General features: G+C 38.6%; 20 protein-coding genes and 1 pseudogene. 14 read left to right on the top strand and 7 right to left on the bottom strand.

The features are described 5' to 3' along the window. Nucleotides 1-107: 107 nt before the first annotated feature. Both I6F65_RS06645 and arfA read left to right on the top strand, forming a co-directional pair. Nucleotides 108-2,648: a TonB-dependent siderophore receptor gene (locus tag I6F65_RS06645; RefSeq protein ID WP_197112092.1), complete on the top strand. Its 2,541-nt coding sequence runs from the start codon at nt 108-110 to the stop codon at nt 2,646-2,648. Nucleotides 2,649-2,844: 196 nt separating this feature from the next. After that, nucleotides 2,845-3,045 carry a ribosome alternative rescue factor ArfA gene (gene arfA / locus I6F65_RS06640; RefSeq protein WP_024591136.1) on the top strand — a complete coding sequence of 67 codons (201 nt, stop codon included), beginning with the start codon at nt 2,845-2,847 and terminating at the stop codon, nt 3,043-3,045. A gap of 898 nt (nt 3,046-3,943) precedes the next feature. Here the strand turns inward: arfA and I6F65_RS06635 are convergent. Further along, nucleotides 3,944-5,443 (bottom strand): DUF2235 domain-containing protein, encoded by a 1,500-nt coding sequence (locus tag I6F65_RS06635; RefSeq protein WP_197112091.1) that lies wholly within the window; start codon nt 5,441-5,443, stop codon nt 3,944-3,946. 100 nt (nt 5,444-5,543) lie between these two features. Beyond that, the gene (locus I6F65_RS06630; RefSeq protein ID WP_076924960.1) at nt 5,544-6,848 is read right to left on the bottom strand and encodes an NAD(P)/FAD-dependent oxidoreductase; all 1,305 of its coding nucleotides are present in this window, start codon (nt 6,846-6,848) and stop codon (nt 5,544-5,546) included. A gap of 250 nt (nt 6,849-7,098) precedes the next feature. On the opposite strand from I6F65_RS06630, the gene I6F65_RS06625 reads away from it, so the two are divergent. After that, complete coding sequence (locus I6F65_RS06625; protein WP_197112090.1) at nt 7,099-9,027, top strand: ATP-dependent DNA helicase RecQ; 1,929 nt, start codon at nt 7,099-7,101, stop codon at nt 9,025-9,027. 45 nt (nt 9,028-9,072) lie between these two features. Beyond that, on the top strand, nt 9,073-9,381 hold the full coding sequence (locus I6F65_RS06620) for a YkgJ family cysteine cluster protein (protein WP_033024250.1): 309 nt from the start codon (nt 9,073-9,075) through the stop codon (nt 9,379-9,381). A gap of 104 nt (nt 9,382-9,485) precedes the next feature. Here the strand turns inward: I6F65_RS06620 and I6F65_RS06615 are convergent, their stop codons facing one another. The 4 genes and pseudogenes from I6F65_RS06615 to I6F65_RS06600 all read right to left on the bottom strand — a co-directional run bounded on the left by I6F65_RS06615 (nt 9,486) and on the right by I6F65_RS06600 (nt 13,693). After that, nucleotides 9,486-11,105: a methyl-accepting chemotaxis protein gene (locus I6F65_RS06615; RefSeq protein WP_197112089.1), complete on the bottom strand. Its 1,620-nt coding sequence runs from the start codon at nt 11,103-11,105 to the stop codon at nt 9,486-9,488. A 218-nt stretch (nt 11,106-11,323) separates the two neighbouring features. Continuing rightward, entirely contained in the window at nt 11,324-11,941 is a 618-nt protein-coding gene (locus tag I6F65_RS06610; protein ID WP_197112088.1) for a glutathione S-transferase family protein, read from the bottom strand. Between the two features lie 50 nt (nt 11,942-11,991). After that, nucleotides 11,992-13,020 (bottom strand): NADP-dependent oxidoreductase, encoded by a 1,029-nt coding sequence (locus tag I6F65_RS06605; protein ID WP_197112086.1) that lies wholly within the window; start codon nt 13,018-13,020, stop codon nt 11,992-11,994. A 184-nt stretch (nt 13,021-13,204) separates the two neighbouring features. Beyond that, nucleotides 13,205-13,693, bottom strand: a pseudogene (locus I6F65_RS06600) (GNAT family N-acetyltransferase). A gap of 194 nt (nt 13,694-13,887) precedes the next feature. Between I6F65_RS06600 and I6F65_RS06595 the strand changes: the two are divergent. Continuing rightward, nucleotides 13,888-15,093, top strand: a complete 1,206-nt coding sequence (locus I6F65_RS06595; RefSeq protein ID WP_197112148.1) for an anhydro-N-acetylmuramic acid kinase — start codon at nt 13,888-13,890, stop codon at nt 15,091-15,093. A gap of 62 nt (nt 15,094-15,155) precedes the next feature. Here I6F65_RS06595 and I6F65_RS06590 read toward each other — a convergent pair whose 3' ends face one another. Then, nucleotides 15,156-15,641 carry a hypothetical protein gene (locus I6F65_RS06590; RefSeq protein ID WP_197112084.1) on the bottom strand — a complete coding sequence of 162 codons (486 nt, stop codon included), beginning with the start codon at nt 15,639-15,641 and terminating at the stop codon, nt 15,156-15,158. A gap of 428 nt (nt 15,642-16,069) precedes the next feature. On the opposite strand from I6F65_RS06590, the gene I6F65_RS06585 reads away from it, so the two are divergent. The 9 genes from I6F65_RS06585 to I6F65_RS06545 all read left to right on the top strand — a co-directional run bounded on the left by I6F65_RS06585 (nt 16,070) and on the right by I6F65_RS06545 (nt 24,970). Then, the gene (locus tag I6F65_RS06585) at nt 16,070-16,273 is read left to right on the top strand and encodes a hypothetical protein (RefSeq protein WP_197112082.1); all 204 of its coding nucleotides are present in this window, start codon (nt 16,070-16,072) and stop codon (nt 16,271-16,273) included. Between the two features lie 20 nt (nt 16,274-16,293). Continuing rightward, a complete protein-coding gene (locus tag I6F65_RS06580; protein WP_197112080.1) occupies nt 16,294-17,220 on the top strand; it encodes a hypothetical protein in 927 nt (308 codons plus the stop codon). A gap of 154 nt (nt 17,221-17,374) precedes the next feature. Further along, complete coding sequence (locus I6F65_RS06575) at nt 17,375-17,869, top strand: hypothetical protein (protein WP_197112078.1); 495 nt, start codon at nt 17,375-17,377, stop codon at nt 17,867-17,869. A 271-nt stretch (nt 17,870-18,140) separates the two neighbouring features. Beyond that, a complete protein-coding gene (locus tag I6F65_RS06570) occupies nt 18,141-18,575 on the top strand; it encodes a hypothetical protein (protein WP_197112076.1) in 435 nt (144 codons plus the stop codon). Nucleotides 18,576-18,894: 319 nt separating this feature from the next. Next, nucleotides 18,895-19,359 (top strand): hypothetical protein, encoded by a 465-nt coding sequence (locus I6F65_RS06565; protein ID WP_197112075.1) that lies wholly within the window; start codon nt 18,895-18,897, stop codon nt 19,357-19,359. A 358-nt stretch (nt 19,360-19,717) separates the two neighbouring features. Then, nucleotides 19,718-20,407, top strand: a complete 690-nt coding sequence (locus I6F65_RS06560) for a hypothetical protein (protein ID WP_197112073.1) — start codon at nt 19,718-19,720, stop codon at nt 20,405-20,407. A 202-nt stretch (nt 20,408-20,609) separates the two neighbouring features. Continuing rightward, nucleotides 20,610-22,244, top strand: coding sequence for a hypothetical protein (locus tag I6F65_RS06555; protein ID WP_197112071.1), 1,635 nt, complete (start codon nt 20,610-20,612; stop codon nt 22,242-22,244). 203 nt (nt 22,245-22,447) lie between these two features. Beyond that, the gene (locus I6F65_RS06550; protein WP_197112069.1) at nt 22,448-24,415 is read left to right on the top strand and encodes a hypothetical protein; all 1,968 of its coding nucleotides are present in this window, start codon (nt 22,448-22,450) and stop codon (nt 24,413-24,415) included. Between the two features lie 96 nt (nt 24,416-24,511). After that, entirely contained in the window at nt 24,512-24,970 is a 459-nt protein-coding gene (locus tag I6F65_RS06545; RefSeq protein WP_197112068.1) for a thioredoxin family protein, read from the top strand. Nucleotides 24,971-25,155: the final 185 nt, after the last annotated feature.

Here is a 25,155-nt window from a genome sequence, read left to right as displayed (position 1 = left end):
GTTTTTTTCATTTCTTTTTGTTTGCATATGTTGCTAGGATGTTTGCAACAGGTTATGAATACCATAACTGCACACATATTATAAGAACACAAAACAGGGTCGTCACTATGCCAACATACCGTTTAAACACAATTGCTGTTGCAGTTGCTTTCGCGTTTAGCGCACCAAGCATTGTTAACGCAGAAGAAGCACCAATACAAGCAGCCAAAAATATTGAGCAAATTTCTGTATTAGGATCGCGTGTATCTAACCGCACCTCTACAGAGTCTTCTTCTCCTATTGATTTAATTGATGCGGATGATCTAACTAAAGGTGGCTTTACTGAGCTTGGGCAAAGCTTACAAGCTACAGCGCCTTCATTTAACTTTTCACGTACTCAGGTTTCTGATGGTTCTGATTTATTTAGACCCGCAACCCTTCGTGGCTTACAACCAGATCAAACGCTTGTATTAGTAAATGGCAAGCGTCGTCATAACCAATCAATTTTTGGTCTTAACGGTACAGTAGGCGCAGGTGCTGCAGGTACAGACATGAATGCTATTCCGTTAACTGCACTTAAAGGCGTTGAAGTATTACGCGATGGTGCAGCGGCGCAATATGGTTCTGACGCTATTGCGGGCGTTATTAACTTATCACTTAATAACTCAACAGGAATAACTACTGGCTTTGTGCAGTATGGCGGCACAAGCGAAGGTGACGGCGATACTATTTCAGCCGGTTTAAACCGTGGTTTTGATTTAGGTAACGAAGGCGGTTTTATTAATTTATCGCTTGAATATCGAGATGCAGATGGCACTAACCGCGCCGAGCGCGATACAGGTGGCTCGCTTAATGTTGAGCCTGGTACGCTTAGTGAGGATGTACGCTGGAGCCAAGGTAATTCAGAAAGTGAGTTTACTTCGTTATTTTATAACATGGCCTTACCAATGGGTGGCGGTGAGCTTTACTCATTTGGTGGCTACTCTGAACGTACGGCATTGGGTAATGGTTTTTACCGTAACTTTAACGAAGCCTCTAAAAATGTAACACAAGTATACAGTGATGGCTTTTTACCGCGCATATACAACGAAGCACAAGACATTTCATTAGCGCTTGGTTTTAAAGGCGATATAAACACAGATTGGAATTACGATGTATCGGCAGTGTATGGCGAAAACCAATACGATTTTACATCGCGCAATACATTAAACGCCTCTTACGCGGCTGAGTACTTATTTAACAACCCAAGTGCGAGCGATGCCGATATTGCAGCTAATGCAGGTCCTACGGGCGGTTACTCAGGTGGTTTTAGATTTGATCAAACAACCGTTAATCTTGATGTAAACGGTGTTGTAGATATTGGTCGCAGCGAGCCTCTTTATGTAACAGTAGGCGCAGAGTACCGTAAAGAAAACTACGAAATAGTTGCAGGCGATGAAGCATCATACGCATGTGGTTTTGCAAATACAGATACCTCTTACCCTTCAGTAAACGATCCGGATCAATTTGCTGAGTGTGGTTTTCAGGCTTATAACGGCTTGCGCCCTGAGGCAACAAACGACAGCGATCGTAACAGCTATGCATTTTATGTAGATGTAGAAACGATGATCACCGATGCATGGAACGTAAGTGGTGCACTGCGCTATGAAGACTTTTCAGACGCTGGAGATGATCTAATTGGTAAATTAGCAACACGTTATGAGTTCTCTGATGACTTTGCAGTACGTGGTGCAGTGTCTACTGGCTTTAGGGCGCCATCGCTTCAGCAAAGTGGTTATACAGCATTTACAACTAATCTAGGATCAGACGGTACATTAACGCAGTCATTCACTGCAAACACTGGAAGCGAATTCCCAAGTGCGTTAGGCGTTGATAGCTTAAAGCTTGAAACATCAACTAACTACAGCGCTGGCTTTGTTTACGATGTAACGAGTGAGCTTTCGTTAACGGTTGATTTTTACCGCGTAGAAATTGAAGACCGCATTACTCTTGGCAGCTTACTAAGCGCTGACGATGTATCGTTCAGCAGTGAGGCAGTCGCTGCCCTACAAGCCACTGGTGCAGTACAAGCTAACTACTTTTCAAACTCAGTTAATTCGACTACGCAAGGTGTTGATATTATTGCATCGTACCGTACTGATGTTGAGGGCGGTAATTTTGGAGTAACCTTTGCGGGTAACTTAAACGATACTAAAATTGATAGCGTAAACGCAGAAGACGGTATACCTGAAGAAGTTGCTTTTGATGACCTACAACGTAGCTTTTTTACAGACGGACAACCAAGCGAACGTGCAACGCTTACTTTTGACTATGAGCGCGATGCGTACACATCAACACTTCGCTTTAACTACTTTGGCGAAACAGACGTAAAATACTTTGGTAACGACCATATTTCACTACCTGGTGAGCTTTCTCCAACGGGGTCGTTTAAACCAACAAGCACGGTTGAGTCGGCTGTGTTAGTTGATTTAAATGTTAGTTACCAAATTAACGATATGTTTGCGCTTTCGGTGGGTGCCGATAACGTATTTGACGAAACGCCAGACGAATTAGGTGACGACGAAGTACTTAACTTTATCACTAATGGCGCGTTTAAATACCCTGTACGTGCATTGCCTTACGGCTTTGATGGCAGAACGTATTACGCAAAAGTAAGCTTTAGTTTTTAATTTATAAAGCAAATTAAAACAACATTAAGCGCAGTTATTAACTGCGCTTTTTTTATTATTAAAAAAGCACAAAAAGGCTACTAAAAACACTTGCGCGGTTGAAAATTAAGCCTACAATCGCCATCTCTTAATTAGGCTAATATAAAAGCCTTTTTATTATTTAACTTAAAATAACCAATTAGTTTATAGGAAATGTATGACTAAAAAATCTAAAGCAAAAACCGCAAGCAACAGCGCGGTAGACACAGGGCGAGGCGTTATAAACCACAATGCACTAGCGGCGTTGGTAACCTCTAAATTATTTAAACCACAAGTTGTTAAAGCTAAAAAAGGTAAAGGCTCGTTTAAGCGTAGCAACAAACATTCAGGACAAGAGTCCTATTTAATCGCGGCTTAAATAGCACCGATAAAATAGGGCTTTTGTCGAATTACTCACGCCAGCAAGCTGCGCGTCTTTTATCTATCATTTATCACATCGAATTTGACGTGAAACGCTGTGTTGTAGACGTAGAGCTTGCTCACGTTAGAAGCGCAGCTTCTCTGTGGTTTTTTATTATTTAACCCCGAAGCTCTCCTCTAAAAGTGCAGCTCCTCTAAAATCGCAGCGCCTCTAAAACCGCAGCGCTTCTAAACCTCTTTGTGAATAACACTCCTTAAAAAATATGAATGCACATAGATAAGAAAAAGAGCAGTAAATGAGAAAGGGAAACCAATGCTGCCCCGTGGTTATTTAACCACGACAATTAAAGTAAAAGCGTTGCTTTTAAACGCCAGCAAGCTGCGCGTCTACGATGTTACACCCAAGCTTAAAAGTATGTGTTGTAGACGTAGAGCTTGCTCACGTTAGAAGCGTAGCTTCTCATTATTTTTTATTATTTAACCTCGAAGTTCTCCTCTAAAAGTGCAGTTCCTCTAAAAGTGCAGCGTCTCTAAAACCGCAGCGCTTCTAAACCTCTTTGTGAATAACAGCCCTTAATAATATGAATGCACATAGAGAAGAAAAAGAGCAGTAAATAAGAAGGGTAAACCAATGCTGCTCCGTGGTTATTTAACCACTGCAATTAAAGTAAAAGCGTTGCTTTTAAACGCCAGCAAGCTGCGCGTCTACAGGTTTCTATTATATCGAATTTGACGTGAAACTCTGTGTTGTAGACGTAGAGCTTGCTCACGTTAGAAGCGCAGCTTCTCATAATTTGGCGTATTGGGTTTAATATTTGTGTAGTTCAAATACTTCTGCAAAGCGCTTTTTAAGCGCCAAAAGTGTTCGTTTACACAAATATTGCAAATTAAGTTAGTTAACTCAAACGTGTTACTTTTATTTTAATTTTACCTGCATTAGCACCGTAAAAGCGGTTTAAGTCGTTTGCAAACGGGCAAAACTCACCAGATTTTTCTATTTTAATATCTGCGCCGTCAGCTATTTCAAATAAGTGATCGTCGTTTTTATTAATAGCACCAACCAATGAAAACCACTGTGCGCTTGCAAGTCGTCTAAAGGGTTCTAGCAAAGCAATAGGGATTTCTTTTACGCCAAGTTGTACGTTATCGCGATGCCAGCCCGAAGGTGGGCATTTTATACCATCATCAAACCAATACTGATCAGGATAAGGTGTAAAGCGATAAGTCGCGCCTTGCTCTAGCATTAGCCCTGTGCAGTTATAAAGCTCAGAGGCAAATGCCATAACATCTTGGCTTTGGTTTGCTGCCAATACACTCATGTTTTGATTTGCGAGCATTATATGTGCGCTAAGACCGGTAAAGCGCAATGTACTACTATCGCTATAGCTAATTTTGTAATGTAGTTTTTTAAGCGATTCAGGTCGGTAACTGGTTAGTTTGTTTATTCGCTCAGCTACGCTGTGATGTACTAAGGGCTCAAGCTTGCTGGCTTCGTTATCAACGAGTACATGGCAGTCTCTATCAATTAGCTTAAATAGCGGATTAAACCAAAAGTAGTTTTGTTGATGGCTCAACGCGAGTGGATCAGGAATAACGGTTACATCATCTTGCGCTATTAAGTTGCTATTAGGCAGCAATGCTTCGTAATCTATATCGTAACTGGTTAACAAGGATATATTAAGAGGCTGTTCTATTAACCACTCTAATGCAAAGCGCAAGCAAATATCAGCTAGCCCATCGCGGTAATAGCCGCCACCAATGTCAGAGTGCGCGCCAGCAAACCACAGCTCGGTAATGTTGCTTTGAGTGTTCATTAATGTGGGTTCAAACGCGCGGCGTTTTTCATCAACGGCTACACAGTGCAAAGCTTGAGTAATATTTGTGGCTATAGTGTGGTTTTCAAAAATAACATGTTCTGCGCCAATAGCGGCTTTACTTATTTTTGAAAACCCAATAGACGCAACGGTATCAAATACACAAAGGTATACACGCTCGCTTATTAATAGCTCTAAGCATTTTGCAAAGCGCCTAGCAAGTGCCGCGCCTCGGCTAAAACCAGTTAAAAGTAAGGTATCGCCTAGTTGATAGTGAGCTTTAAAGTCGTTTAACGCTTGATTTAAAATACTTGCCACGTCGTCACCACGTGGCGCAAGTGTTTGGTTTAATACACGCTTTAAACGGCTACCTTTAGTGCCAATACCTTGATAATAAAAACTGAGTTGGTTTGGAAATGGAGTAACAGGGGAGCCTTCTAATTTACCGCCAAGTAGTAAGTGCAATTTTAGAATGTTAGAAATACTGGCGTCTTCTTTAAAGTGTTCTGAGCTAAATTGCTCTGCGTCACGGGGCTCGTTTCCTGTGCCGTCAAAGTTAAAAATTAGCGTTTTACCCGTCATAACCCAAATTCCCTTAGTTGTTTTAAATACTTTATACAGTCAATGTTAAAAATTAAAGACAGCAATACCGCTAAAGCTGCATTACTGGCTTTAATATTAGTTAGTGTAATTTCATTTTTGGACGCACTACACGCAGCACTTTTTCACTTATCCATAATGCAAAGGTTTTTGCGCTGCCGTGTATAGCACGCTGGTGCATGCGATAAAGGGATATATACATAAAGCGGGCAATTTTACCTTCAATAAAAAAGGTATTGCTGGTTAGGTTACCCATTAAGTTACCCACGGTGCTGTAGCTTGATAAGTTAACTAACGAGCCATGGTCGCTGTATTTAAAGCCACGTAGTGGCTGTTGCTTTAACGTTGCTATGAGGTTTTTTTCGACGCACTGCGCCATTTGATGTGCCGATTGTGCACGTGGCGGTACTTGCTTACCATCGGCTTGGGTAAATGCGCAGCAATCGCCTAATACAAAAATGCTTTCGTCAACGGTGCTTTGTAAAAACTCATTTACTTGAATTTGGTTGCTGCGAGTAAGCTCAAAAATACCTAAGTCTTTAATAAAGTCAGGTGCTTTTACGCCTGCTGCCCACACCATAATGTCAGCATCAATGTGTTCTTCATCTTTGGTGATAAAGCCTTGTGCGGTGCCTTCTTTTACCTGAGTTTGCTCACGCACGTTTACGCCAAGCTTTAATAGCTCGCGTTTGGCGCTAACAGCAATACGCTCTGGTAATGCAGGTAAAATACGCGGGCCGGCTTCTATTAAATGAATATGCAAACGCTTAGACGACATATTTGTTAAACCATAAAGCTTTAATAGCTCAGATACATGGTAAAGCTCAGCTGAGAGTTCAACACCCGTAGCACCGCCGCCTACAATGGCAATATTAAGTGATTGTTGTTGGTTGTCGTCTTGATGAAGTCGCGTAAAGCTATCTAGTAATGAATGCTGAAAGCGTTCTGCTTGTTGGCTTGAATCTAAAAAGTAGCAGTGCTCTTTTATACCAGGGGTATTAAAGTCGTTACTTACGCTGCCAATGGCAATAACAAGGTGATCGTAACGTACTGTACGACCAGGTAAAATAGTGTGACCTAACTCATCGTTAAGTGGGGAGAGAGTAATTGTTTTATTGCTTTGGTCTATATTGCAAAAAGTACCAAGTTGAAAACGATAATGATGCTTTGCGGCATGTGCTGAATACACAACGCCATCTAAATCAGGGTCAATAGAACCTGTCGCTACTTCGTGCAGTAACGGCTTCCATATGTGGGTACGGTTTTTGTCTATTAACAGTATATCTGCTTGTTTTTTTTTCCCTAGCTTATGCCCTAGTTGGGTTGCAAGTTCTAATCCGCCAGCACCACCGCCAATAACGACGATTTTAGGTATTGTAATACTCATAACGTTGCCCTTAAAAATAATATACCCAAGTGATCTGTATTTTTTATTAGTTTTTTAAGGTGACTTGGGTATCAATAAATTATTTTGGCAACAAGTAGTTACTACTCATTTTATGGGTGCCTAGTTTGCGCCTAAAAAAAACCGATGTCAGCAATAAATAATGTTATTTGTTGTATACTGAGTTGCAAATATTTCATCTGCACCGCATTTTTATAAGCATGACTATTGTTTAGCCACCTAAAGGACATTTATGACCACGCCACTAATTCAATCACTTGAGCAGCACTTTGGTTTTAGCCAATTTAGAACAGGGCAACAACAAACCATAGAGCAGCTTTTAAATGGTCAATCGTCGCTGGCTATATTTCCGACCGGCTCGGGTAAATCGTTGTGCTATCAATTAACTGCGTTGCATTTACCAAATTTAACGTTAGTGGTTTCGCCTTTACTTGCGTTGATGAAAGATCAAATTAGCTTTTTAAATAGCAAAGGTATTTATGCAGCTAGCCTTGATTCGAGCCAAGATCAAATGCAAAGCAGCACTGTAATGAATGATGTGCGAAATGGTAAAATTAAAGTATTAATGGTGTCGGTTGAGCGCTTTAAAAACGAGCGTTTTAGAGAGTTTATAAGCCAAGTGGCGCTTTCGATGTTAGTTGTAGACGAAGCGCACTGTATATCTGAGTGGGGTCATAACTTTAGACCCGACTATCTTAAACTGCCACGTTACCGCGAAGAGCTTAATATTCCTTTAGTGTTGTTACTTACGGCAACGGCGACTAAAAAAGTAAAACGCGATATGGCAGAGCGATTTGCTATTGCGCCTGAGTGCATTGTGCAAACGGGCTTTTACCGCGCTAATTTAGATTTAAGCGTGCTGAGCGTTAAAACCGCCGATAAAAACACCGAGCTTGCCAACATTGTACGCGCGCAAAACGGGCCAGGTATTGTGTATGTAACCCTACAGCAAAGCGCCGAGCAAGTAGCTAACGTACTAAGTGCGCAAGGTTTGCATGCCGTTGCTTATCATGCAGGGCTTGAAGATACGCTACGTTGGCAAATTCAAGATGACTTTATGGGCGGTAAAATTAATGTAGTGGTGGCAACCATTGCCTTTGGGATGGGCGTTGATAAATCGGATATTCGCTTTGTTATACATTACGACTTACCTAAATCGATAGAAAACTACAGCCAAGAAATTGGCCGAGCAGGGCGCGATGGCAATCCATCAAACTGTTACACGCTTGCTAATCTGGATGGCCTAAATACGGTAGAAAACTTTGTATATGGCGACACCCCTGAGCTTAGCGGTATTGAATATGTAATTAACGATATTCGCCAAAGCCACCAGCAATGGGAAATGCAAGAATACAGTCTTTCAAGCGAAAGTAATATTAGGCAACTAGCACTTAAAACCTTACTAGTACAACTAGAAATACAAGGCGCAATAACGCCGCAATATGCTTACTACGCCGATTTTAAATATAAATTTTTGGTTAATAAAAACGAGCTACTTGACCATTTTGATGAGCAACGCCAAGCGTTTTTAACACAAATATTTAGCCATACCGATTTTAAAAAAATATGGGGCACGCTAAATTTTGACTCCCTGACGCAAGCCGCGCAGGTTGATCGAAAACGTGTAGTGGCTGCTCTTGATTACCTAGCTGAAAAAAACTTAATAACGCTTGAAACCAAACGTATTACCCAAGTATACAAAGTGCATGGAGAGGTTATAAATAACCCTGAACTTGCCCAGCAACTTCATGATTACTTTACCGATAAAGAACAAGCCGAAATTAAGCGTATTGCTGCATTAATAAGATTTTTTGAGCTACAAAGTTGCTTAAGCTATAATTTAGCGCGCTATTTTGACGATCAAAATGCACCTGAGCAATGTGGGCATTGTAGTGTATGTAGAGGTCATGCCGTTAAGCTTGAATACTCTATAGAGCCTACATATATTGACGAGCAACTTATTTATCAAAAGGTTGGCGAGTTTTTAGCGCATATGGCAGGCAAGGGTAATCATAATGTGGGTATTGAAACCCAATGCCGCTTTTTAGCGGGGATGAGTGTGCCATTATTTGCGCGTAATAAAGTGCGCCAGCTGAGTGGCTTTGCACTGTGCGAGCAGATGCGTTACAGCGATATTAAAGCAAAACTACTAGCGCGTTAAACTAGTTACTGTATCCTAGTGGCTTATTCAATAAAGTAAGTCACTATGCCTCATATTGTTATTCCCGTTGAAAATATTTCTACCACCCCAGAGCCTGTTACGTGTGCTAACTGCCAAGCTTGTTGCTGCCAATTAGAAGTACGTATAGTGACCGATACTGGCGTGCCATTTCATTATATTGAATACGATAAATGGGGCAGCGAAGTGATGAAACGCGCTGACGACGGTTGGTGTCAAGCACTCGATCGCAACACGCTTATGTGCTCTATTTACGAAAACCGTCCATTAGTATGTCGCGAGTTTGAAATGGCGTCGGGTGAGTGTATTACCGAGCGTGATTTAGCGGGTATATAGTTATACCATTTAGGTTAGTTAACTAAATTATACTTACATACAACTTATACCTACAAAAAAGGGGCTTAAAGCCCCTTTGTTAATTACTGTAAAACGCTAAACAGTTACACTTTAAAGTAACTAATATACTTTTTAAGCGTACTTGATAGCTCTGCTAATGCAACGGCTTCTTGCGCGTTACTATTTAACGACAAGCTGGTTTCTTTCGACATACTGGCTATTTCTTCAACGCCACTGCTAATTTGCGACACTGTTGCTACTTGGTTTGATGTTGCCTCAACAATTTCAAGCACATTACTTAATGAGTCGTTTGCTTGTTGCTGTATTTGATTTAGTAGCTGATTGGCTTCATTGGTTAGCGTTAGACCGTTTTCTACCTGCGGTACTGTGGCTTCCATTGCTGTTACCGATGCTTGGGTGTTTTCTTGCACTTGTAAAATCATTTTTTCAATATCGCCAGTTGCGTCGCCAGTACGCTGGGCAAGTTGTCTAACTTCATCAGCAACAACCGCAAATCCTCGACCTGTTTCGCCTGCTCTTGCTGCTTCTATTGCAGCATTTAGTGCAAGTAAGTTTGTTTGATCTGAAATACTACGGATCACACCTAAAATATCGCCAATGTGTGTAACATGCTCTTGTAATACATTTACTTGAGAAACGGTTGCTTTTACAGCCATCGAAATCTGTTCAATTTCGGCTGCCACTTTTTGAACAGCTTCGCTGCCTTGCTGAGATAACTGCGCGGTTACTTTTGAGTTATCTTCTGTTTGCCTTACACCATCTGCTACCGAGTGAATACTACGACTCATTTCTTCTAGGCTACTTACCGCAGCGTTTGTATAAGTCACTTGTGTATCTGCTGCAGCAAGTGCTTGTTGAGAGCCCGAGGCAACACTTGCAGAAGATGTTGATAGCTTATCAGACGAATCAATAATACTGTTTACAATGTCTTTTAGCTTAGTTTGCATTACTTCTACCGACGCCATCATGCTGTTAGAGCAACACGAGTGAACCTCGCCTCTTAAATCACCCTGTGCAATAAACGCAATTGCTTTAGCTGCTTCTTGTGGTTCTCCGCCTACAGAGTTTCTAATTAATTGGCTTATAACATAAGCAACGCTTGCGCCTATTAAGATGGCGAGCGCCGTTAACGAGATCATCCAAACTTTAAATGGGCTGGCTATATCGCGTGTTTCTTGTGTTGTTGTTTGATTAGCTTGTTCTTGTAAGTTTATAAAGAGGTTTATCGTATTAAGCCATTGTGTAAATGCAGGACGAGCTTCGGTTAATAAAATATTGGTGGCTTGATTTAAATTCCCCGCTTTTTTTGCATTTATTACGTTTTGTATTAAAGGTTGAGTACGTTGCTCTATTTGATTTATTTTATTAATAAGAGAACGCTCTTCGCTCGACATGTCGGTGGTTAACTCGACCATAGAGCGACTCGATGTTTGATAAAAAGCGTCGAGCTCTTTTATATTATTGTAAACCTGGTTTAAGTCACTTTGCTCTGTCATTAGTACAACATCGCGAACTGCAATTGCTCTGTCGTGTACGCTACCTCTAAAGTTAATAGCATAACGCTGCTTTACTGAATTAACGTCGGTCATATATGTAATATTAGCGTTAATAAGGCTAACGCGTGAAACTCCGATAATGGTTAAAATAAGCATCATCGATAAGATCACACCAAAACCAGTAGCTAAGCGCATATTTATTGTCATGGTTTGTTCCAAATGTAGGAAGTACTAGCTTTTAAGCTCTACCAGTACAATTAAACAATTTATAATAATTAATACATTATGCATCATGACTACTAGTTTTAGCACAACAATAAGTTTTTTTGTCAAATATATGTATATAAATTTATGAGGAAGTTATAAAAACAAAAAAAGAGGCCAAAGGCCTCTTAAGTTTATTTATGTTATTTTACTTCAAATGGTTAGTCGTATTTAGCTTCTAACTCATTAGCTGTATGAAATTTTTCGTGGCTTTGTAGTTGCTCATCGTATTTAACCAGGTTTTTAAAGTGTGCTAATTGACCTGCGTTTTTAACAACTTCAACAATAAACGACATCATAAAATCAGCGCCGGTTAGGGTATCGCCCACTAAATAACGTTTGCCTTCAAGGCGGTCGTTAAAGTAACTAATTACTTTAGCTGTTTCAGCATCTGCGTAACCTTCTAAAAACTGTGTTTTAGCGCCGTCTTTTAGTACAAACATTTTAAGTAAAAGCGGTAAAATTGCTGAGCTTTCTGCAAAGTGTAGCCATTGCTGGTAATCAACGTATTCAGCTGTATTTACTTTTGGAGCAAACTTACCGTTACCATATTTAGTAATAAGGTAGTCGGTAATAGCGCCTGATTCAGCAATAATTAAACCGCCGTCTTCAATTACTGGCGACTTACCAAGTTGATGAATATGCTTTAGTTCGTCAGGAGCTAGGAAGGTGTCTTTATTACGCTGATAAGCAATAATTTCGTAATCAACATTTAGCTCTTCTAAAAGCCAAATTATACGTTTAGAACGGGATTTATTTAAATGGTGTAGTTTGATCATGTCAGTCCTAGTTAACTTATAAGGGCTAAGCCCTTATAAGCTGTTTAAAATTAAAGTGGGTTATTAATTTTAACCACAGTTTTACCAAAGTTTTTACCGCAGATCATATCGTTGAACGCGCCTACTGTATTTTCAATGCCTTCTACCATGTGTTCACGGTATTGAATTTTTCCATCTTGTAGCCATTTTTGCATGTCTTGTGCAAACTCGTCGTAACGGTCGCCGTAGTCATCAAAAATAATAAAGCCTTGCATTTTAATACGCTTAGTAAGCAACTGACCCATTAGCATGCCTAAACGGTCAGGACCTTCTGGTAAGCTAGTTGCGTTATATTGCGATACTAAACCACACAGTGGTACGCGCGCTGCGGTATTTAGTAGTGGTAGTACGGCGTCAAATACTTTACCGCCCACATTTTCATAATAAACATCAATGCCTTTGTCGCAGGCTTTTTCTAATTGCTCTGCAAAGTCATCAGCTCGGTGATCAATACAGGCATCAAACCCTAGTTTTTCAACTGCGTGTGCACATTTTTCACTGCCACCAGCAACACCCACTACTTTACAGCCTTTAATTTTAGCTATTTGACCAACCGTTGCGCCCACTGGGCCTGTTGCTGCTGCAACAACTACAGTTTCACCTTTTTTAGGCTGACCAATATCAAGTAAACCCATGTAAGCAGTAAAGCCAGGCATACCCATAATGCCCAATGCGTACGAAGGGTTTGCAGGTTCTTTACCTAATTGCATTAAGCCTTCGCCGTTACTAACGGCGTAGTCTTGCCAACCTGTGTATGCAAGTACCCATTCGCCTTTGCTAAATTTATCGTTTTTAGATTCTTCTACTTGGCACACAGTTGCACCAACCATTACATCGCCTAAGTTAACTGGGTCAGCGTACGACTTAGCATCGCTCATACGACCACGCATATACGGGTCTAGTGATAGGTAAATAGTACGAAGTAAAACTTCATCGTCTTTTAATGCAGGAAGCTCTACTGTTTTTAATTTAAAGTTTTCATCTGTTGGAGCGCCATTAGGGCGTGATTCAAGAGTAAGTTGGCGACTAGTCGTAGACATAAAAAAATCTCCTATTAATATAAATAAACTACTTACCGAATGTTTACGCTTTTAAAATCGTGTTCAGCTAAACAATAATGCGCGGCTAAGCAGTATGAATATGTACAATGCGTACCTTAATACAGGAGTTTTGGGCGGGTGGTTGATAATTCAACCTTTAAAACGAGTATTTATTCTAATCGCTTTATTTTAGCTTGCTAAAAATGTGGCTACTATAAAACTGACCATTTTTATAAATAGCCTGCTTAAGCACCGCCTCTTGCTTAAAGCCACTTTTAGTAAGTACTTTCATTGAAGCAACATTATCTGAAAATACCGCACCAAAAATACGATTTAAATGAGAGTTTATAAATGCTTCGTTACATATAAGGTCAATAGCGTGAGTAATAATACCTTGCCCCTAATAGGCTTTGTTTAGCCAGTAACCAATTTCGGCACTGCGGTTATATTCAAACTCACCAGGGGTAACGCCAATACACCCAGCAAACTGCCCGTTTACCTCGATGGCTTTGACTAAACCATTTTTTGAGCCTTGGTTTATCCACCACTCAGCATCGGCTTGCGTATACGGAAACGGAATTTTTGACGATAAATAACGAGTTACGTGTTCATCGTTTAAAGTGCTAATAATAAAAGGTGCGTCTTGGGCTTTAAACTCTCTGAGTACTATCATGTTTTTAGGTTAATTATTGTAATGTGAGCAATAACTTAGCAATCATTTAATTACTAAACAATTAAAAAGGCAAATGTAAGCATCTAAACTTAGTACTCAGGATAAGCACTTAAATAAATATAGTACCGCTATAACTTTGTTTTAAAGTCATCTAAGATAGCCGCACTATTTTAGGTCGAATCATGCGAGTAATCATGCACCCACACATAGCCGCCCTTTATAACAGCGCTCAAAAACCAAGCCGATTAATTATTGGTTTAATGAGTGGAACCTCGTTAGACGGGCTCGATGTAGCACTGTGTAAAGTAACGGGCGCAGGCTTAAATACACAAATAGATGTATTAAAGTTTAAAACAATTGAATACAACGACGACTATAAAACTAAAATAAAACAAGTTTTTGCAAAGCGTGAATGCGATTTAGAGCTTGTTACTTTATTGCACCCTTGGGTAGGTAAGCTGCACGGTAATATGGTTAATCAGTGCTTAACTAAGTGGAATATAAACCCAGCAAATATTGATGTAATAGCCAGCCACGGTCAAACTATTTACCACTGCCCACAATCGCAGCATAACCATAAAGACTTTAATAACGGCACCTTACAAATTGGCGACAGCGACCAAATAGCAGTCACTACCGGTATTACTACCATTGGGGACTTTAGGCAAAAACACATAGCCGCAGGAGGCGAGGGCGCGCCACTTGCTGTGTATGGCGATTATTTATATTTTTCGAGCGCGGTCGAAAGTCGTATTTTGTTAAATATGGGCGGCATAGCCAACCTCACATTTTTACCTAAAAGTGGTGATGTGAGCGATGTATTTAGCTCAGACATTGGTCCTGGTAATACCATTATGGATGCTTACGTACAACGTTACTTTAATGGTATGCACTACGATAAAGATGCAATGTTGGCAAAAGCGGGAACGGTCAATAAATTATTATTAGAAGCGTTATGCAACAATGAATTTTTTAAGCTCGACATGCCTAAAACAACAGGTCCAGAGGTGTTTAATTTAGTCTATTTAGAAGCCGCTCATACCCGTTCAAATACACATAATTTAAAGCATGAAGACGTTATTGCAACGCTCAATATATTTACCGCTCACGTTATTAGCCAAGCAATAAACGAATGCGTTAAAAACGCACCCAACTGCGTGGTATATGCAAGTGGCGGCGGAATACACAATCCATTATTAATGGATCAATTATTAGCACTCAGCCCAGATGTAAAAGCATTTAAAAACACTCAAGCCCTAGGCGTAGACCCTGATGCAAAAGAAGCCGTGCTTTTTGCCATTTTAGCAAACGAATGCCTAGCAGGAGAGCAACTTCATTTAAATAATAAAGCGCAAGGTATTGCGGGCGTTACTATGGGTAAAGTAAGTTTTGCTGATTAATAATCTATAAGTGCTGCAGAGCTATTAAGTGATTATTTTAGTGTTGCTAAGTACAAGCAGCACTAAAATAAAGATAAAAACATCGCCCCCATACTTGCAAAGTATCTGCGTATGCCTTGTGGCTTGCTGCGCTCTATATTTATAAGTGGCGCGCAATAACCTTGCTCAAATGCCTTTATATGCATATCAAATTGCAGGCTATTTTTTAAAGTCGCGTGTTTACCGTGCAGCATCATTTGCATTACAAAGCACTGGCTTTGCGTAATGTGGTTTAAAGTTAGGTTGACTAAACCACTTTCAAGATCTGCATTAGTGAGTACTTTTTCAGTAAAATACTGAGCCCCTCTAGCACTTGGATGTGTAGCACTAAGCGAAATTATATCACCCTCATGTGCCGCATCGGGTAGTACACATTGTAGTGTAATATTATGCGCAGCATCAGCATGTAGCGAAAGCTTTTCATATTCCATGGTGTGGCTCATAGCCGCAGACATAGGATCTTCGAATGATTGCAGTGCAAATGTTAATTGCACTAAAGGTGTAGTCATTTTGCTTGGTCTTCTTGAATTTATTAACTCATCGGATAGAAATTATCCACCATCAAGATTACAGAATTATGACTATTGCAGTAAAGCGTATGATTACTGAGTGGTTTGATCAAAAAGTTGTTTTTTCTCATCCAATTTGGGAATCGTTTCTCACACATCTGGAATAGAGAGTGAGATGCGAAAAGCTACTCGCATAATTTTTATACTATTCAGTAAAAAGTTAACACTGCATCATGTAGTCATTTCTATGCGTGTAGTTTTGGTTTAATAACGATAATGGTTTATTTAACGGGTTAAATTAAAATAACCCATTAGAAAAGATAAATTATTAACCTAAAAGTAGATTTTATGGCGCAGTTTAGCTTGTACAATTAGAGAGGCTATCGAGTTTAATTTATATTGAAAAACACTATGCTAAATCGCTCAGCATGGAAACTATAGAAAGGGCGCCTAGCGTTTACGAAGCGAGGATCCCAAAAGAGGAAGCTGCGCTAGTCGCCAAGGCTATTCGAATAGAGACTGAAAACTATTTTGATGTAGCTGGGGTTGATAAAGATGCCAAAATGTCTAATTTAGTTGGTGGCGGGGATGTATATAGAGATAAAAATGGCAGGAAATATGAAAAATTCTAACAATAAAGGCAGCTTTATTTATGCGAGATAATTATGAAATAGTACATGTAATTGATATTACTTATTGCAATTTAGGCGAGCAGGCGCTTATTACATATTATAACGAGTCAGATGCATTGGGGGCTGTGGGAGGGGTTAATTTAACATTAGATGATATAACTGAAACTTGTTTAGGAGTTAACTTCCAGCTTAACGCTATGTGGTCATCACAAAACGGTCATTTATGGGTTGTAGATGATCAAGGTGACGTATTTACAAACGCCAACGTTAATTTTAAGCAGCCGCCTTTTGAGCGATTAAAATTTAATTCAGGTAGCTTTGATATTAACTGGAACGTTACTGAAGTATTCAAAGGGCAATTAAATGCTATTTGGGGAACAACCGATGACGATGTTTGGGTGACCTCCTTTGCAGGACCTGCATTTCATTGGGATGGGACATTATGGGTAGAACATTCACTCCCCAAAGCGCCCAACGCAATAGATGGCTCCGCCAGCGATGATGTTTATGTTGTTGGTTATGAGGGAAATATACACCATTTTAATGGCAATGAATGGGTGAAAATAACCTTACCTTCAGGTATTCCGCAGCAAGATGCATTTACCGATGTAAAAGTGCTTTCACAAGATAAAGTGTTTATCACGGGTCGAAGTGGTTGTTTGTTAGTGGGTAATGCCAAAGAGGGTTTTACTGATATAGGCTCCGCTAAGTATTCATGGTATGGCATAGGAGCAATAGAAGAACGTATTTTTCTTGCAGGTGGCGAGCAAGGTATATTCGAATTGATTGATGGGCAATTTGTATGTCTAAAAGATAAAGGGCAGCCTGTAGGTGTTTTTGAAACGCCTAACGCCATTAATTTTATTCCAGCAGAGCAACAACCAAACCCATGGTTTGTAAGGTATGAACCTGGAGCTAGTAGAGAATGGACAAAGGTAAATACTTAATTGTTTAGCAAAACTTAATCCCATATTACTTCAATTTTTTAAAGTATACTTTGAAAAGTTGATTCAGGGAGGTAATTGCAGAATCTCGTTTTTTTAATTGAATTTGGTTGTTTGAGTTATTCTACAGCCTCGTTAAGTACCCAAAGAATTACTTATGAAGCATAGTAAAAAATCGACACTTGAATATCTTAAAGAAAATCACTTCCCATTGGTTTTTATTAATATGTACGAAGGTAAGGAGATACCAAAGAATTTCGATATTTCATTCGGAATACCTGAGGAGCTGTTTTTATGCTCAGAGTCGCAACAAAAAAGCCTATTGCCAGAAGGGTATCAACCTCTATGGGACGATGGTAATTTTAATGCGATATTTTGCAGGCCACCTGAAAGTGAAATGATTGTACAGGTTTATGTAGGGGGTGGTGAAAAGACCTACTCAAGCTATCTACATTTTGTTGCCCATATGTTCGTTTTATTTTGGGAACTAGAATGGGATGACCTGTTTGTCGAGTATGCTAAGGTATTGGACTTTGATTATCTAGATTCTATGTTGGTTTTTCTAGAGAGATATCATGAGGAACTTCCCCCTGAAGAGCTAGAAAACAAGATAGATGCTTTAATTTCTGACTTAGTGGCAAGCAATGCTTAGTAAAGCATAAATTTAAAGCCCGCTCACAGCACTCAGCCATTCCTCGGCTTTGAGCGGATAGCGGTTGTTATATATTAAGTTAAAATCTTATTATGTTGAAACGACATAAATGTAAAAAGCCACAATCAGTAATACCTTCCAAAACGCTAATTAAAACAACATCAAACTCTTTTATATCCAGCGTAAAAATACAGTAATCGATTGAACCAAAATAGGAACTCAGCTATGGTTTTTTGATCAATAGAAATAAATAAAAACGAGTTGAGCCACTATGGAAAAATTACTTAAACTTATAGATAAACATCTTGAAGATCCTGAAGTTGTAAGGTTTTTTAATGATTATTCTTTGCAATTCGAGTATGACGAGGATGAATACTATATATCCTTTACCGATGTTGGTTTGGAATTTATTGCAGACAATGCTAAACGAATAACTACTGTATTTATATCGTCGTTATCAAAAGGCGCTATAAAAGAGTACTCGCCAATTAAAGAAGGCGTGAGCTTTCGTTCAACAAGATCCGAAGTACGTAATGTAATGGGGAGCCCTACTAGCTCAGGAAATCCATTAGCCGATACAATTCTTGAACCAACAGGCGGATATGATCGGTATGATAACAAACAGCATGCAATACATTTCGAATATAACAGTAAAAACAACACTATTTCATTGATTACGCTAATGAGTATTAATGATGCTCCTTAATTAGTTAACAGAAGCGTCATGTTCGAAAGCCCGCTCACAGTACTCAACCATTCCTCGGCTTTGAGCGAATAGCGGTTGTTATTATTGTGATGTATTAAATCAATATTTAGCCCTTTGATTGCTCAAAGCTAATTGTTGGTGCAATGCTTTTAAGTTATAAAATCGCTTTGTAGTACAAAGCGATTTAAACTTTAGTCATTCATACCTGCAGCGAAATAAATGGTGAACGAATCGTAATATAATGGAAGATGGTCACCGAGCAGCATGTAAAACTACGTGTTATATAAATACTAAAATGTTATGAGTTACAGGATAAATTATGGATATCTCTCACTTTAAAAACTCAAAAACACACATTTGGTTTTGTGATGTTTTGGGGTATGAAATTATGGTTAAACTAGAGGTAGAAAAAGATGAAACTGTGGAAAGTTATTCTGATTTAATAAGATGTATAAATAAATGGGATGTTAAATTATTAGGTAAATTGGAACCCATCATCTTTGATTATTACGAAGACACCCTTTTAATGTGTGGTGAAACTGAGCCACACATTGAATCACTAAAAGATATATGGTCACATCTCAAAATCAGTTCGTTAAAAATCTTTACTCATGGTTCGGCATTTTATGTTATGGCTGATGGTTTTTGTGATTGGGAAGTTGAGCACGGGTTAGAAATTGATTTTAATGAGTTTTTTGACATTTTATATGTAGGTTCATTTATAGGTAATGGTTTTTATGAAGATCCTAAAAATCCTAGCTACGGTAATTATGTGTGTGAGTGACTCATTTATAATAAATATTCAAACTGCAATTATGCAGTTTTTTTATGCCTCAAATTTAATATTTACGGTAATAATTGTTTATTTTTATGGTGAAATAATAATGTGCAATTAACTACTGGTTAATCTGTATGTAAAAAGTAAAATTTTATAGCCCATTTTTATAGAGCGGTAAGATTGAGTGCCTAGTTTGCTTTATGGGTACGTTATGAACCCATCTAGTTTTACGGTATTATAAAAAGGCATAGTCATTTATTAAGTGACTACTTACTACTGTATAAAACATTAATAATAATGTGTTTTTAACTGAAATTACGCGACTCGCGTACTATTAATTTTTATTAATCAATCAAGGAATGTTATGAGAAGTGTTTATTCTCCAGTTCAAATTATAGTCGCCACTCTTATAGGTGGACCCTTGGCCGCCGCCTATTTTTTAAAGAAGTCATTTGAATCAATAAATAAAAATGATTTGGCAAAAAAATTGTTTTATGGATACCTAATACTTAGCGCAATTATCATCGTAGTTGCACCTTTTCTGCCAGATGAAACGCCTGATATGTTAATTCTAATCGCTTACTTAACTCCTATGATTGTAATACTTAAAGAACACTACCTTACTAAAACACAAATATCAGACTCAGAAGAATATGCGTTTGAATCAAACTGGAAAGTATTTGGGATATCTTTAGCGGCGGGTGTATTATTCGTGGGGATATTTGTTGGAGTTACATGGGTCACAATGCCAGAAGAGGATGTTGCTCAATATTTTGTAGAAGACGTTAACAGTACGAACTTTGAGCTTAACCCTTACTATTACTCAAGCATTGAAGCAAAAAAAGGTCTTAATGATGCTGATGTAATTTTAACTATTACTTTGGCCAACACAGCGGTTGATGAGTTTAAAGATGCTGACGAAGATGAACTCAGAATAATAGCAATGGATTTTATAGCAGATAATTACTTAAGTTATCTCGCTGAAAACAATGTGCGTGTAATTGTTGATTTTCAAAATTTAGCACATGAAACTGTTAAAAAAATCACATTATGACTTTCTAATTTAGATATTAATTATTAACGGTCGTTGCTGTGGTTAATAAAATTTGACCACAGTTTTAAGGGTTATGTATTTAATTTTTGACTCACCGGACATTAAACTAGCCTGTTAATGATGGTTTAGCGTTGCTCTTACATTTACGTTTTACCACCTTCAATTCTGCTCACTGCTTTTTAAGTAAGGACTACTAAATAATATGTTGACTATACATTCTCATATACAAAAAAATATTGAGTCAATTCGTGACCCTAATTTTGGTGCGACTCAAAAAGGCACACCTGACAAAAAAAATAAAGCGACAGTAAAAAATATTCATGCGCAATGGAAAAAATTAATCCAAGAGCAGCAAGGCACTATTAAAAGGCAATATGAGCGAGGGCTTATTAATGGACTAGAGTGTCGTAGTTTAATGGAGGCTGATTTTAGCGTTGAAGATGAAATATACAGCGCAATGATAAATTGGCTTACAACTATAGATTTATCAAACTCGGTTGAAGTTGAGTATCTTGCTACGTTTATTGAAATTGTGTGCAGTTCAGACTATTCGCCAAATGGATTAGTAATATTAAAGTATCATCAAACAATATTAGCTAAAATAGAAGAGCTCATTGAGCATCAACGAGTTCATCAGCAAAATACAAAAATTAACGTGGTTGTTTCGGGTTTAATAACACTCTATTTTTATCATTCGGTGAACAGTTATGCCTCTGGCTTTGTTGAGCAATATGAGCTCGATAAAGTGGATGTGGCGTTATTACTTCCTGCTTTTTATCGAGTATTTCCAAATGAACATAGCAACTTGATAATGAGTATTTTTGAAGAGTATCACCCAGATGTTATAAACGAGTTTACTCATCTATTGCATTTGAGCATTGTTAGGCACGCTAAAAATAGCAGCTACGGCTGGATGCACTCAGAACTATTAAGTATGTTTGCAAAGCCTGCAGATGTGCTTTATAAAAACGCACCAGTAATTTTAAAAAAACTGCTCAATACCTACAACTTTACCATGAGTGAGATGGATTATTTAATTGAGAATTTAATGCTAAGCCCGCTGGGAATTGAAGGTAAAAAAACACACCAAGGACATATTCAAGAACACTTAAATCATATTAAAGCAAAGGGTGCAAAACAAAGTATAATTAACGATTATCAACAAAAATTAGATAATATAGATGCAGTTAGCCAAGATGAATACCACAAAAATATTAAAACAGCACTGCGTAGAATTACCGTTTCGGCTCCTACTCGAAAAAGCGTGGATATATTACTTAAAGCCACCACTGATGAGGCGAAAGTAACACATTTAAAATCATTACTTTTAGAAGCTGATGCTTTAAAAAATACACCTAAATTATTTAATATTAATAATAAACTCACCGTTATATTTCGTGATTTTAATTTTAAATTACTCGTTATTGAAGAACTGATGTATCGACAAGAGATCCTCTTACCAAAGTTTGATTTAGACTTATTTGCCAAAGAGTATGTAAAACGCGAAATTGACCGAGAAGAAGATGGATATGAGTGTATTCCTGAAGTTAAAAAGTACTTTAAAAACGTAGAAATACCGATGACTTTACTCGAAAAAGTAACGCAGCTTTATCAAGACAGTGGTTTAAATGGTGGAGCTGTATTTTTAGAGCACATGCATCCATTTTGGGATCCCGGTATGGGAGATGAAGTACCCAAAGTAACGAACAAAGCAATTGATGATTTAGCTCTATTACCTAATCTTACTAAAATAATTGGTTTAGAAAATAGCGAGCCGAGTAAAAAATTATTAAATGCCTTAGCTGAGCGAAATATTGAGTTGGAAGAGGAGGAATAATTTAGATTACGCCTTTAAATTTTTAGATTAAAAGCAGGCGATTATTTGAATCAAAGTATTAATTTGTTTCCTGTTTTTAATTTAATTAACAGCTATTAGCTTGAGCATAGCGATGTGAACATTATTAAAAATAAACCCTAGCTAAAGCTTTTAGCAAAATGACCGATAAATTACTTAATAGGGTTTAGCGATTAAGGATAATCATGGTCAACAGTACACTTGGCAATCACGACAATTTAAGCACTTTACTTGCCCAATCAGTCAATAACGCTAACCAAACGTCTGTGACTCCTGTGCTGCACACCAGTAGCGACCTTCAAGCTATTAATGATTTACAAACTAACGCGCCAAAAATATCCGAAAAACAACTAAGCCAGCTAAATAACGAAACTATTGATGAAGCACTAGCCAGCAATCAAAAAGTAGGGGACGTTTTACAGCAGCAACTTACCTCGTTATTTACTATTTCAAGCACGCCTAGCATGCTTAACTATAAACTCTCCGATGAAGAACTTGCCTTGCGCACCGTAATAAGCTCTCAGCATGAAGGGTTATTAAAAAACGAAAACAGCACCCAATTAATTGAGCGATTAAATGCGTCGGTTAAAAATATTCAGGGTGCTTATGCTAATACCAGCGATATTTTATCGAGTTTAGGGCAGCTTGGGCATGAGCAAAAAACGTTTTTAGCCTCAAGCCAGCAACGTGTAGAGCGCTCACTTAATCCTTATATGGAAAGCCTTAATCGCGCTAATTATGAAAACGACGATAACTACCTGTTTGAGCTCTCGGTAAAAACAAAAGAGGGTGATGTTATAAACATTACCTTTAACTCATCGCAAGGTTACGATGAAAACACGGGCGAAGCCGTTGATGGTTTTAGTTTAAGTTACGAAGTAAATGGCGATTTATCTGAGGCTGAACACAAGGCGCTTTCGCAGGTACTTAGTGGTGTTGGCGAAATGGCCGATGAGTTTTTTAAAGTAAGTGAAAATTCATTTAATCCTCTTATAGTGCCAAACCAAACAGACATGAGCTTAGACTTTTTAGCAGGCTTTAACAGTGAACAACTGGCAGGTTTTAATGTATCGTTTTCAACAACGCAAAATAAAGATCTTGATTCGAAAGAGAACAATCTTGATTTAAGTTACTCCATTGATGAAGCATTAAACCAGCAAGCACTTGTGTTTAAAGCTGCAGGTGGGCAAAACGACATTGATTTTGCACTCGATATGTCAACCATTGGCGCTAAAGACACACAGCAATTGCAGCAATATTTAGCGTCGCTCGATCAAAGCTTAGAAGATAGCCAAGTAAACAGTACCGAAGACGATAAAGAGTCGGCATTTGGGCGAAAAGGCGACGAAGCAATGCAGCAAGGCTTTGCATTGTTCAAAGGCGCGTTTACAAGTATGTCGTCGGCGGCTGAGCGCTATAGCAATATAGAGTCGCTTGCAGATCAGCAATTTAATGACGGGCGCGCCATGGTTGCCGATTTGGTTGATAACATGATCACAAACGATACCCGTTATCAAGGGCTAGGCAATAAAGCCCCAAATACATTAGGAGCTGGTATTTCTAAGCTCGCTGATTTTGATGCTACGTTTTCTTATGCGCTGGATAACGGCGACTATCAGCCTAAAAGTACAATTGAGCTAAGCCAAGCGACTGATCAAACCCAGTTAGGGGATCTTAGCGGTGTAACACAAAGTAAAAATGTAAGTAGCCACTTTGATTATCAATACAGTCGTCCTGATTATTACAACAAAGAAGAGAGTTATAGCGTAGGGACTGCGGTTAAAAATAAAGAACTTGTGGGGCTTGATCAGTCTCACGAGGTTGATGTTGATACAAAAATGTATGCCTTTAACCCGCAAACAAACCAATACGAGCTGCAAATGGCGATGCAAGAGCAAACCGTTAGTAAAAGCGACATTCGTTTAATTGACGATATTTGGCTCGAAGAAAACGAAAACAGCTACAACATGAATAAAAAAGAGCGTGTTGAGAGCGATGAAAAGCAAGACGAATTTAAACAAACAAGCAGCCATTCTCACAATAAGTTAGTCACTTTAATTGGTGATTTAGATAAGCTTGCTGAGAATAAAGACGTAAGGCGAGAATATTTAACTAACTTATCGCAAGTTAACTTTTTTATGGATAAAAAGTAACGGTCTTGAGTTGTTCACTCCACACTCAATATTGGGTATAGTCGTTAAATGCTTTATTTAATACCTAACTTTAATACCTAACCTTAAGAGTACCTTATGTTTAAACAATTAATTTTATTGTGTGCTTTAAGCATGCCGCTGGTAGGCTGTGCTGCTGATGCGCCGTTTTCGGGCGGAATTACCGCCGATGTACTGCTAAGCGACTACGACAAGTTTAGCGAAGAATACAAAGCATTTACGCCAACAACACAAGATATTGCGCTAATGCAAAAGCTAGAAGGCAAAGAGCTTATTGTATTATTTGGTACATGGTGCCACGACAGCGAGCGCGAAGTACCGCGTTTGGTTAAGCTGCTAGATGAATCTAAAGTTCAGCTTGCTGATATTAAATTTGTTGCAGTAGGTTACAACAAACAAGACGATGCAGGCATTGCACAAGCTAACGACCTGCAATATACCCCTACGTTTATTGTTAAGCAAAATGGCAAAGAGTTAGTGCGCGTAATTGAAAAACCAACGGGTACATTGGCGCAAGATTTAACGAAGGACTTATAAATTTACTTGCCCATATCTGACCTTAGCGTTTTAGCTAATTGATTTATAAGTTAGTTGGTGAGCTGCAATGAATATTTTATTGATACATTAATGCGTGGGTGGTGTGTACTAACACAAAATGAAGTCATTACTAGGTGCGTAATTATTTTTAAACTGAATTTGAACATTAAAAAATACTTGGTTTT

This window comes from Pseudoalteromonas sp. SWXJZ94C, from assembly GCF_015864385.1.
Classification (GTDB): Bacteria; Pseudomonadota; Gammaproteobacteria; order Enterobacterales; family Alteromonadaceae; genus Pseudoalteromonas.
This window is presented reverse-complemented; position numbering and strand designations above follow the sequence as displayed.